This is a genomic window from Draconibacterium sediminis (genome assembly GCF_000949475.1).
GTDB classification, from domain to species: Bacteria; Bacteroidota; Bacteroidia; order Bacteroidales; family Prolixibacteraceae; genus Draconibacterium; species Draconibacterium sediminis.
In genome coordinates this window covers 185,408-198,230 of the sequence record NZ_JRHC01000003.1, presented here as the reverse complement: position 1 = coordinate 198,230, position 12,823 = coordinate 185,408, and the positions used below count along the sequence as shown (strand labels likewise).

Here is a 12,823-nt window from a genome sequence, read left to right as displayed (position 1 = left end):
TTGAACTAATATTTTACAAACTTATGAAAAAAAAGAAAAATCAGACATCCCGGTCCGGGGTGTTAAGATGTATTTTACTTATGAAATTTACGGCACTATTTATTTTGCTCAGTGTCCTTCAAACTACCGCCAGCGTTTATTCGCAGGCAACAAAACTATCCCTGAGAGCAAAGAATGCTACAATTACCGAAGTATTAAATGAATTGGAAGAACAAAGTGAATTCACTTTTCTGTATCGTTCCGATATTTTTGAGGGCCTCTCAGAAATTACAGTAAACGAAAAGGAAACTTCGGTGGAAAAGATCATGGACAAATATCTTGTCCCGCAAGGATTTACCTACGAAGTAGATGATAAAACTGTAATTATCAGAAAAAAGACCGAAGCTGAACTTGATGCTGAAAAAAAGGCAGAAGCACCTCAGGACAAGAAAGTAACCGGAACCATTGTTGATACAGAAGGTGTACCTCTTCCGGGTGCTACTATTACCATTTTAGGTACCACCCGTGGTGTAATTACTGACGTTGACGGAACCTTCTCTATTGAAGCTTCTCCAAGCGACAAACTGGTATTCTCGTTTATTGGTTTGGAAACACAGGTAATTGATGTGGGCAACCAAACCAAAATCGACATAGTACTTTCAGAAAAAACAGAGGAGTTGGAAGACGTTACTGTTGTGGCTTATGCCAAGCAAAAAAAGGAAAGCGTACTTGCTTCGATCGAAACGGTTCGTCCCGATGAACTGCGGGTACCGGCCAGTAACCTTACAACAGCTCTGGCTGGTCGTATGTCAGGTGTTATTTCTTACCAGCGAAGTGGTGAGCCCGGACAGGACAACGCACAGTTTTTCATCCGCGGTGTAACAACTTTTGGTTACAAAAAAGATCCGCTTATTCTTATTGATGGTATAGAACTTTCAGCTACAGACTTATCCCGTCTGCATCCGGATGATATTGCCGCTTTCTCGATTATGAAAGATGCCACGGCAACAGCGCTTTACGGTGCACGTGGAGCAAACGGTGTTATCCTGGTAACCACAAAAGAAGGTCGTGAGGGAGCGGCTAAAGTGAGTATCCGCTTCGAGAACTCAATATCTCAGCCCACTCAGAATCTGGACCTTGCCGACCCCATAACATACATGAAACTTCATAACGAAGCGGTAAGAACACGTGATCCGCTGGGATTCCTGCCTTACTCGCAAAGTAAAATCGACAATACTATTGCAGGTAAAAATCCGAATGTATTTCCTCAAACCAACTGGCAGAATGAATTATTAAAAGATTACGCCATGAACCAGCGCTTGAATCTGAACATGTCGGGTGGCGGTAAAGTAGCACGTTACTACATCGCAGGTTCGGTTTCAAAAGACAATGGTATTCTGAACGTAAGTGGAGACAACTCGTTCAACAGTAATATTGACCTGAAACGCTACCTGATCCGTTCAAACATTAATATCAACGTAACCAACACAACCGAAGCTGTAGTTCGTGTTCACGGAACCTTCGACGATTACCGCGGACCGATCCAGGGTGGTCAGGAAATGTATAAAGCAATCATGCGCTCAAATCCGGCTTATTTCCCGGCGGTTTACGCACCCGATGCAGCGCACGCCAATACACAACACATTTTGTTTGGTAACTACGGAAATGCCAACTACATTAACCCTTACGCCGAATTGGTAAGAGGTTATAAAGAGTATAGCGAATCGTTGATGCTGGCACAGTTCGAATTAAAACAGGATTTGTCTTTCATTACCGACGGACTTCGTGCACGCTTTCTGGGAAATACAACAAGAAATGCATATTTTGATGTGATCAGATCCTACAATCCATTTTATTATACTGTTACGGATTATGATCCGCGTAGTGAAGCATATGAACTAACGGTTCTTAACGCAAATGAAGGGCGCACATCACTTGACTACCAGGAAGGTGCCAAGTATGTATCTTCTTCCTTTTACTCAGAAGCTGCAGTAAGTTACGATCAAACATACAATGAAAAACACGGTGTAAGCGGCCTTTTGGTTGGTATTATGAGGCAGTCACTTACAGGCAACGAAGGTACACTTCAGGCATCGCTTCCAAGCCGTAACTTAGGATTGTCGGGTCGTTTTACATATTCTTACGACACAAGATACTTTGCAGAGTTTAACTTTGGTTACAACGGTACTGAACGTTTCTCGAAAGAGGAGCGATTTGGTTTCTTCCCTTCAGCAGGTGCCGCGTGGTATGTATCGAAGGAAAACTTTATGCAGGGATTAAGTGGAACAATCACAAAACTTAAATTAAAGGCCACATACGGTTTGGTTGGTAATGATCAGATTGGTGATGTTAATGACCGCTTTTTCTACCTTTCAAATGTAAACCTTAATGATGAGGGCGACCGGCAATACAGTTGGGGAACCAACTCAAATTATACCATCAACGGAGTTTCAATTTCGCGCTATGCCAACGACCAAATTACCTGGGAAACAGCTACAAAAACCAACATTGGTATCGAACTTGGATTGTGGGATAATTTAGAAATTCAGGCTGATATCTTTAGTGAATACCGGACTAATATCCTAATGGATCGTCTGGCATTCTCAACTTTTGGATTGCAAGCCAATACAAAAGCCAATGTGGGAGAAGCATCGAGTAAAGGTATTGATATATCACTGGACTACAACCAAATATTCGACAATGGAATATGGTTAACCGGACGTGGTAACTTCACCTATGCCCGTGGTGTTTTCGAGAAGGTGGAAGAACCCGATTACAGTGCAACTCCATGGAAATCGAGAGTTGGTCAGCCTATCGATCAGCAGTGGGGATATATTGCCGAGCGCTTGTTTGTTGACGACTGGGAAGTGCTGAACTCGCCCGAACAAACATTTGGTGGTGGTGTAGTTAGAGGTGGTGACATTAAATATCGCGATATAAATGGCGATGACAAAATCACTACTTTGGACGAGGTTCCGATTGGATACCCAACCACCCCCGAAATTATTTATGGTTTTGGTGTTTCAGCTGGCTGGAAAGGATTCGATGCTTCGCTATTCTTCCAGGGATCAGCCCGTTCATCATTCTGGATTGATGCAAATGCCACAGCGCCATTTATCAATCATACCTGGAGAAATGATCCATTCGGAGATTTCGAAAAGAATAACGCTTTATTGCAGGCATATGCCGACAGTCACTGGTCGGAAGCCAACCAGGATGTATATGCACTTTGGCCACGTTTATCTGATTCAGCCGAACCAAACAACACTGCAAGAAATACCTGGTTTATGCAAAACGGATCATTCCTGCGTTTAAAATCAGCGGAATTTGGGTATACCATACCAACCCGTGTTTATCAGAAAATTGGACTGGACAATTGTCGAATCTATTTAAGTGGAACCAACCTGCTTACTTTTAGCAAGTTTAAACTTTGGGATCCTGAAATGGGTGGAAACGGACTGGGCTATCCGGTTCAGCGTGTAGTTAACATCGGAGTTCAGGTATCGTTTTAAACATTAAAAGATTATGGATATGAAGAATATAAAACACAGTATAACAGTTCTACTGATATTATTCACAGCATTTTCGTGTGATTATCTTGATGTAGTACCCGATAACGTAGCCACCATCGACGATGCTTTTGTTGACAAGGCATCGGCTGAAAAATTTCTGGCTACCTGTTACAGCTACCTGCCCAACTTTGGCGATCCGTGGATCAATTCAGGTATTGGTTCAGGCGACGAAGTTTGGTTCAACGAAGAAATTGTTGGTAGTAATTTTAACTCGGCACTAATTGCCCGTGGTTTACAAAATACAAATGATCCTCACCTCAATTTCTGGGATGGACGCATGCGTGGTAAAAGCATGTACATTGCCATTCGCGACTGCAACATCTTTCTTGAAGAGATAGACAATGCACCTGACCTTACCGGTACGGAGAAAGCACGTTGGATTGCCGAAGTTAAGTTTCTGAAAGCCTATTATCATTTTTGGTTGTTTAAATCCTATGGTCCTATTCCGATCATTCGGGAAAACCTACCGATCTATACCAACACCGAAGATGTACAGGTTTATCGCGACCCGGTTGACGATGTAGTTAGCTATATTGTTGAACTGATTGACGAAGCTACTCCTGATCTTCCCCTTCGCCTTTCATCAGAAGCTATTGAACTGGGACGTATTACACAGCCAATCGCACTGGCCATGAAAGCACGTGTATTGGCTACAGCAGCCAGTCCGCTTTTTAACGGGAATACCGATTATGCTTCGGTAGTCGACAACAGAGGTATAAGCCTTTTTAACCAATCCTACGACCCTGCTAAATGGCAACTAGCCGCCGATGCTGCCAAAGCTGCTATCGACACTGCTATGGCTGCCAACCACAGTTTGGTAACCGAGTACCGTACAAAATCCGATATCTCTCCCGAATTGGAACGGGAATGTGTTATACGTTCGATTTTCACCGATCGTAACAGCACAGAATTGTTGTGGGGTTCAACCGATTTCAGATTCACTCAAGGCTACCAGCGTATGTGTGTACCACTGATGATTCAGGTTACTTCATCCAACCCTGTTAGCCAGTTTTATGCTTCAACCCTGCGCATGGCAGAGTTGTTTTATACCAAAAACGGAGTACCGATTGATGAAGATGTTGATTTTAACTATGTGAACCGCTATGAGCTAAGAACCGCTGTAACCGAAGAGAGTGATTTTATTCGATCGGGCGAGCAAACAGCAGTACTGCACTTCGATCGCGAAGCACGTTTTTACGCCAGCATTGCATTCGATCGCGGAACGTATTTCATGGATCCGACCTACTATTACGTGCAAACCCGACAAGGTGAACTGGCTACCAAACGTAACCAGGGAGAGTTTTCGGCAACAGGTTATTTTGTTAAAAAACTTATTAACCCAAATAGCGCCTTGAATACCAACACCATGCTGGCCTACTACGAGTATCCATTCCCTATTATCCGTCTGGCCGACGTATTCCTGTTATATGCAGAGGCATTAAACGAAGTAAAAAGTACACCCGATGCTGAAGTATATGAATACATTGATATGGTAAGAGAAAGAGCCGGACTTGACGGTGTTGTTGAAAGTTGGGCCAATTATTCCTCTCAACCCGATAAGCCCACCACCAAGGAAGGAATGCGCGAGATCATTAAACAGGAGCGTCTAATAGAACTGGCGTTTGAAGGACAGCGTTTCTGGGACTTAAGAAGATGGAAGGATGCAGAAAACTATATGAACCAGCCCATCCGTGGATGGAACATTAACGGAGCCGGACTTGGATTCTATAATGTAACAACCATCTTTACTCCTTCGTACGATTTTAAGGACTACTTGTGGCCAATACGCGAAGAGGAAATCGTTAAAAACCCGAACCTGGTGCAAAACCCGGGCTGGTAGTAGTTTAATTTTAAAGATTTAAAAAATGAAAAAATACATTTATTTAATCGCAATAATCGGAATTGTAACCCTCTTGAGTGGTTGTGAGGAAGATACCCATAAACCTATATTTCCGGACTCAGATCCACCGGGACCAGTTACGAATCCACAGGTCGAAAACTTACCCGGTGCAGCAGTTATTTCTTATAGTCTGCCATCAGATGAAGACCTGCTTTATGTAAAGGCTGAATATACCTTATCAGACGGTAGAAAAGTTGTAAGCAAAAGCTCGGGCTATTTGCATATGATTCAGGTGGAAGGATTTGGCGACACGGACGAAAAAACCGTTACACTGTATGCAGTTGACCGAAGCGAAAATGTTTCCAGTCCAGTTACCGTAAAAGTTAATCCGGAACTTCCCGATGTTCATTCCGTAAAAAGTACAATTCAGATGGTAGGCGACTTTGGAGGCGTTCGGTTCCGTTGGGACAACGAGAACAATGCTTCCCTGGCTTTCTTTTTCATGGCTGAAGACTCTACGGGAACACTTAGCTTACTCGATGTGATTTATTCGGGTGTAACCGAAGGAGAATATACCATTAGAGGATTTGAACCTGAAGAAAGAGAGTTTGCTGTTGTAGTTCGTGACCGGTGGGATAATTATTCTGATACATCCAAAATAACAGTTACTCCACTTTACGAAGAAAAACTGGATAAAGAAAACTGGGTATTGGTTCAACTGGATAATGATGTTCCTTCGGGCTGGAATGCCTGGGAAGGAAGAGCAGAATATGCCTGGGACGATGACATTAATACCTTTAACCATACTTATGCAGGTTCTGATGGTTGGCCACAACGATTAACCCTTGATTTAGGAGCAACTGTGAAATTAAGTAGGGTTATTGTTCACCAACGGCAAACATTCGCTTACCGACATGGTAATCCGCGTTTAATGGACATCTGGGGAATCAAGGAAGAGCCCGCCCAGGATGGCAGCCTTGATAACTGGTTCCCGCTTCGCGTAGCTCCTGACAACGGATGTGTGGCAAGACAACCTTCGTTAGAAGGCGGAACCGCAGCCGAAGACGAGGAACATTTGTTGAACGGTGATGAATACTCCTTTACTTTAGACGATCCGGAAGTGAGATATGTTCGATTTGTGATACATGAAACCTGGGGATTAACAGGATTCTCACACTTTGGAGAAATCACTTTTTACGGACAAGTTGTAGAAGAATAAAAACTTAGACTTATGAAAAAAATAACAATATTATTTACTTTCATATTCTCACTTGCGCTTCTTTTTAACGCTTGTCAGGAAATGGAAGACATACATAGTGAATACCTGGATGGCGAGGTTATATATGCGCCAAAACCCCTAATTCCGGAAACATTTGCTGGTAAAAACAGGATTGGCATTAAGTATTATCTGGTTAATGCAGTAAACGTGAATAAGTGTGTTATAGAATGGAACGACGGCGCCGACTCGCAAACCGAAGAAATATCGCCGGCAGTACCACTCGATTCCATAACCTTTATGATCAATAACCTGGAAGAGAAATCGTACCTCTTTAAAATTTATACTATTGATAAAAATGGAAACCGTTCGGTGAAAGAGCAGGTTACCGGTTCAGCCTACAACGAAAAATACCTGGCTGGATTAACCAATCGTCCGATTCTTAGCATTGAAGGTGGTGGAACTGTTGACTCGGTCATTGTAATGTGGGGTACACCTGCAAAAGGACACACCGGCGTTGAATACAGCTACATGAATTCTGATGGAGCAACGGTTACGTCAAGCCTTGCTCCCGACACGGAGAAGTTAGTTATCAGGGGATGGCAATCAGAAAGTGAATTGACTTATAAGTCATTTTACATTCCCGAAGAAAATGCGATCGATACATTTGCATCACCAGTTGAAACAACAACTTTGCCCTTGTTTATTGAATTCGAAGGAGAAAAAATAGACAATAGCAACTGGGAAATCATTGACTTTTCGACTGAAGAACCTGCTGAAGGTGCTCCTAACGGATTGGCATCGGCTGCAATAGACGGAGACCTTGGTACATTCTGGCATACCCAGTGGAACGGGGGAAGTCCGGATTATCCTCACTTCTTCACTGTCGACATGAAAGATGTTGTGAAAATCAACCGCATGGATTTCTTCAGACGCCAGGGCGATGGCCGTGGTCAAACACGATTCACCATCGAAACAAGTTTAGACGGGGTTAACTATGTAAACCAGGGAAGCTTCGATTACGATCCGAACATGGATAGTCAATCGTACCAACTGCCTAACCTGCCAATGGCTCGCTACATTAAATATACGGCAACAGCAGGTTCCAACTTCTTTGCATTTTTGGCAGAAATGGATGTTTACGGCCAGGTTGCCTCAAAGCTTGATCGTTCGGCATGGGACATTATCGATTTCTCATCGGAAGAAGCAGGTGGTGAAGGTCCGGTAAATGGTTATGCAACTGCGGCATTTGATGGTGATATTAATACATTCTGGCATTCTGCATGGTCTGCTTCTTCGCCTGACTATCCGCACTACATTACAATTGATATGAATAGCACCGTAAGAATGTTAGCTGTTGATTGTGCCCGTAGACAGGGAAATGGCGGAGGACACACCAAGTTCCAGATCTTAACCAGTAATGATGGCGAGAATTTTACCGATCAGGGAATTTTCGATTTCAATTCTCAGATTGATGATGTTCAGTTGTTCCCACTGCCATTCTTACCCGAAGCAAGATATTTCAAATTTGTTGCACTTGAAGGTCCTAACAATTACACCTTCCTTGCCGAATTGAATGTTTACGCACAAGTTACTCAATAATTAATTTAGTTAGTTAATTCGAAAAGAAAGCCTGTTAAAAACGGGCTTTCTTTTCATTTACCATGAAACAAAATCTCACCTTCCTGATTCTTTTTTCCATTTTTGCCCTAACTGCCAATGCGCAAAACCAATTCACACCTTATGATGATATACCCGGAATAGAAAGAATGTACAAACCTGCTTTTTCTGACTCTTATACAGGATGGAAAAAGATGTTATATGAATACCCGGTCAATTTCATCGAACTGGAGGAAGATTACAGAAACTACATACTTCAACATCCAAATGAAAAATCAGCCATAATAAGATATTTCAAAATTTGGAAAAGAGTTGTTATTCCTTATACCAATAAAGAAGGGAAAATACTATTACCAGATATTGCCGAACTTAAAAACAGACAATTCCAGATACAGAAAAATACCAACTTAACAGAAAAAGCAACTTCAGTTTCCGGAGCTAGCTGGAGTTTATTGGGCCCAAAAGAAACGTTTTGGAGAAATGAAGAAAATATTAGTGCAAACAAGCTGGATAATAAAGGCAATCCTAAACAATGCCCCTGGCAGGTAAACGTATATTCTTTCGATGTTGCCCCTTCCGATTCCTGCATACTATACTGCGGAACAGAAACCGGATTTGTAAACAAATCAACCGATAAAGGTTTGAGCTGGTTTCAGGTCGGAACAAATTACCCTTTTGGCGGTGGCGTTACAGCAGTAGCCATACACCCCGGCAACAGCGATACCGTTTATGTATCAGCCGGTAAACAAATTCATAAAACCAGCGATGGCGGTAATAACTGGTCTCCCCTTTTACTACCCCAACAAAATTTTGGAGCCTCCCGAATGAGAATTAACCCGGAAAACCCAAATATTCTGGCCGCAGCAGCAGATGATGGCATGTTTATCAGCACAGATGCAGGCACATCGTGGGAAAGAAAATGGAGCCGGGTATGCTACGACATTGAATTCAAACCGCTGGATCCTAAGGTAATATTCGGTCTCAGTAAGAACAGTTCGGGTAACTACCAGGTAATAATTTCGCAAAACAATGGAGAAAGTTTCTCATCCATCGCTTCATTTCCCGAAAACTATACTGAAACATCAGGAGGACTGCTGGCTGTTACAGTGGACAATCCAAACATTCTGTATGTCACCTTACTTGCCGAAGAAGGAGACGAAACAGTACCCTTTATTCTTAAGGGATTAAAAAGCAGCGATACTTATATTTGGGAAGAAAAGAAAAAAGGAGAATATGGTTCAGTTGGCGGGCTTGGTGGATTTACCAATGGGCAAGGTTATTTCGACCTGGTTCTGGAGGCAGATCCAAACAATGAAAATACCGTTTTTTGGGGAACCTGTTCGCTTTGGAAATCAACAGACGGTGGCACTAATTTCACTAAAGTTGGTGGCTATGGCGGTGATTTTGACATTCATCCCGACATACAGGACATGCAAATTCTTGACAATGGTGAAACCTGGGTAGCAACCGATGGCGGGATGAACTACTCCTCCAATCTTTTCACAGAAATTGAAAACTATTCGTCAAGAACAAAAGGAATAATTGGGTCTGATATGTGGGGCTTTGACCAGGGATGGAATGAAGATATTGTTGTTGGCGGCAGATACCACAATGGAAATACAGCTATTTCGGATCTATACAATAACAAATCGCTGAGAATGGGAGGAGGCGAATCTGCAACAGGATGGGTTATAAAAGGAAAAAGCCGTCATGTGGCATTTAACGATCTGGGCAATGGCTGGATACTACCAAAAACTGCTGAAGAGCCTGCCGAAGGACGTTTTATTTTCAGTAAGTTTCCAAATATGGATGAATATGGTGGCCGGCGAAGCAATATGGTACAACATCCCAATTATTACGGTACCATCTTTTTGGGAGAAGGAAATTCAATGTGGAAAAGCGATGATTCGGGAGAGACATTCGATCTGCTGTTTCAATTTACTGACCGGATAAGATACTTCCAGATCAGCCACAAAAATCCTGATGTACTCTATGCAGACATAGTTGGAAAAGGATTATACCGTAGCGAAGATGGAGGAAAAAGATGGGAACACAAACCTGCATTGACCAATGGTTCGTATGGTAATTCCTACTGGAACGGGAAATTGTTTTTTGTTATTTCTCCTCACGACGAAAACAAAATTTACGCCTGCCTGCAAAACGGAGCATGGTCTGGTGATATTGGGAAAGTGTTTCGTTCAGTAAACGGAGGAACAAGTTGGGAAGACTGGACAAGCGGGCTTGACGCCTACACCGAATGCATAGTAATTCAGCCTGTCAAAAACGAACAAGACCTGTTGTATATGTTCACCCATGCCAGAAACGACAAAAATTCAAAAGTCTACTACCGCTACGAATCTCAGCCATATTGGAACGAATACAACACAAACTACCCGGCAGGAATGTCCGTAAATCTGGCTTTACCTTTCTACCGCGACAGCAAAATCCGTGTAGCGGGGAATGCCGGTGTTTGGGAAAGCCCGATGCTAGAACCAGAATTTGTGCCAATTCTTAATCCCTGGGTCCAGAAACAGCACTATGATTGTATGGAGGATACGCTGTATTTCGATGATCATTCCATAATCAACCACTCAGGCGCCAGTTGGGAATGGACAATAACTCCAGAACCCGAATTCATTAGTAACAAAACAGTGAGAAATCCCAAAGTGGTGTTGGGAAATCCGGGATATTATGATGTTACAATGAAAATTACACAGAACAGTGTTTCCTATCAAAAAACAATACAAGCAATGGTAAGCACAACTACATGTCCTTCGGTTAACGATTGTAATAATCCAGCTGATGTAGACAATAATTTGTGGACCCTACTTTATGTAGATAGCGAGGAAATAAACGGCGAAGATGGTGCAGCTATAAATGCCTTTGATGGTGACCAATCAACCATATGGCACAGCGAGTGGTATAATAACTCGCCAGGACAACCTCACGAGATACGAATTGATATGGGCAGGGAATATGAGGTAAGTAAAATTAAATATCTTCCCCGGCAGAACAGCGCCAACGGCAGAATCAAAAAATACGAAATATACCTTTCAACTGATACAAACGACTGGGGAGAACCAGTTGACAGTGGCGAATTTGGAGATGGTGCAGCGCGAAAAACCATAAGCATTACTCCTACACCCGGAAGATACCTGATGCTGCGGTCGTTGTCGGAACAAAACGACAACAAGTTTACTAGTATTGCCGAACTTGATGTTACGGGATGCATTCAAAAAAACATTACCGGAATTCGTCAGCCTCAAATTTTTGATTTGGATGCCTTCCCCATTCCAGCAAAAGAAAAGTTAAACATTTCAGTGCCTCAATACAAAACAGATGAATCCTGGACTTACAGGTTCTATACAATAACTTCCGAGATAATAGAACTGGGAAATTTCAACACTTCCAATGGCAAGTATTCTTTCGACGTTTCAAGTTTTTACACCGGTACCTACATACTTACCGTTGAAAACAGTGATGGGAAAATTTACCGCATTAAATTCATTAAAAACTAAAAAACCATGCCGCAAATGAACGAACAAACAAGAGATTAAAAATAGAAAAGGAATTACTTGATGCCTATGGAATATGAGGGTAAAATCGTTGCATTTTGTATTTATTATAAATACCTACCTCATAAAATATTGATTCATGTTGAATTTAAACCAGAGATAAGTCGCTTAAAATATAATTCATTTCCTGATGAATAACTATTGTATGAAAGTTGGCATTTAACTTATCTGGATTGAATATACTTGAACAAGCTTCCGCCAGGGCATTCCGAGGAACTTAATTTAGGCTTGTTATCATTTAGATTACAGCATTTTCGATAAAATCGACGCACTAATAAACATTAACTATAAATAAATTTTATTAACAAATATTAATGGAATAATATTTGTTCTAAACTTAACTTTGAAACAACTATTTAAACAATAAAATCATGAAAACTACCCTTCTGATGCTACTAATTATTGCTTCACTAAATGTATTTGGTAAGTCATTTCAAAAAAAGAAACAAGGATATTTACCCGGAGGTATTATCAGTTTAAACAACGATACAATTGCTGCCAGTATAAAAAAGGAAAACATCCTAAAACTTCAAAGCGAGGTAAAATTCATTGATGCCGGTGGTAAAAAGAAATCATTTAAACCGGGAGTAATTAGTGGCTTTTTTATGGACACCGAAAATGGACGAGTTACTTTCGAAAGTCGCGACGATATTCGCTTAAGTATTTTTCCATCTAAAGACGGCAACTTTATTCTTCGTTTGTCCGACAACATTTATCCACTTTACTATTTTGTAACCACTAAAATGGAGAATACCGGTATTGAATCGGAGATAATTGAAGTGCCACACTATATGGTTTTAATGGATTTTAGATGGTACAACTATAACGAGGATAGTTTCGAAACCTGCACAAAATTATTTAGTGACGATAAAGCCCTGGTAAAAGACATAGAAAACGGCCGTTACAAATTCAGCGATTTCCCTGAAATTGTTGAACGTTATTGCGAAACCATTAAAGCAAAACATAAATAGCCACAAATCTATTATTTTGGTATTTTTGTTGTTGAACAAAAATAATCAAA

6 protein-coding genes are annotated in these 12,823 nt (G+C 41.5%); all 6 read left to right on the top strand.

The genetic code is table 11. The features are described from left to right. Positions 1–80: 80 nt before the first annotated feature. Positions 81–3,491 (top strand): TonB-dependent receptor, encoded by a 3,411-nt coding sequence (locus tag LH29_RS13320; protein ID WP_157493691.1) that lies wholly within the window; start codon positions 81–83, stop codon positions 3,489–3,491. 19 nt (positions 3,492–3,510) lie between these two features. Further along, complete coding sequence (locus LH29_RS13315) at positions 3,511–5,391, top strand: RagB/SusD family nutrient uptake outer membrane protein (protein ID WP_045031032.1); 1,881 nt, start codon at positions 3,511–3,513, stop codon at positions 5,389–5,391. A 25-nt stretch (positions 5,392–5,416) separates the two neighbouring features. Next, positions 5,417–6,610, top strand: a complete 1,194-nt coding sequence (locus tag LH29_RS13310; RefSeq protein ID WP_045030605.1) for a DUF4959 domain-containing protein — start codon at positions 5,417–5,419, stop codon at positions 6,608–6,610. Positions 6,611–6,622: 12 nt separating this feature from the next. After that, positions 6,623–8,209, top strand: a complete 1,587-nt coding sequence (locus LH29_RS13305; protein ID WP_082063691.1) for a DUF4998 domain-containing protein — start codon at positions 6,623–6,625, stop codon at positions 8,207–8,209. A 62-nt stretch (positions 8,210–8,271) separates the two neighbouring features. Next, positions 8,272–11,745 (top strand): discoidin domain-containing protein, encoded by a 3,474-nt coding sequence (locus LH29_RS13300; RefSeq protein ID WP_045030601.1) that lies wholly within the window; start codon positions 8,272–8,274, stop codon positions 11,743–11,745. Between the two features lie 428 nt (positions 11,746–12,173). After that, entirely contained in the window at positions 12,174–12,773 is a 600-nt protein-coding gene (locus tag LH29_RS13295; RefSeq protein ID WP_045030599.1) for a hypothetical protein, read from the top strand. Positions 12,774–12,823: the final 50 nt, after the last annotated feature.

What these genes read in the sequence shown, in the direction of transcription:
- LH29_RS13320 (WP_157493691.1), top strand. Translation starts at nt 81, where the DNA reads ATGAAATTTACGGCACTATTTATTTTGCTCAGTGTCCTTCAAACTACC.
- LH29_RS13315 (WP_045031032.1), top strand. Translation starts at nt 3,511, where the DNA reads ATGAAGAATATAAAACACAGTATAACAGTTCTACTGATATTATTCACA.
- LH29_RS13310 (WP_045030605.1), top strand. Translation starts at nt 5,417, where the DNA reads ATGAAAAAATACATTTATTTAATCGCAATAATCGGAATTGTAACCCTC.
- LH29_RS13305 (WP_082063691.1), top strand. Translation starts at nt 6,623, where the DNA reads ATGAAAAAAATAACAATATTATTTACTTTCATATTCTCACTTGCGCTT.
- LH29_RS13300 (WP_045030601.1), top strand. Translation starts at nt 8,272, where the DNA reads ATGAAACAAAATCTCACCTTCCTGATTCTTTTTTCCATTTTTGCCCTA.
- LH29_RS13295 (WP_045030599.1), top strand. Translation starts at nt 12,174, where the DNA reads ATGAAAACTACCCTTCTGATGCTACTAATTATTGCTTCACTAAATGTA.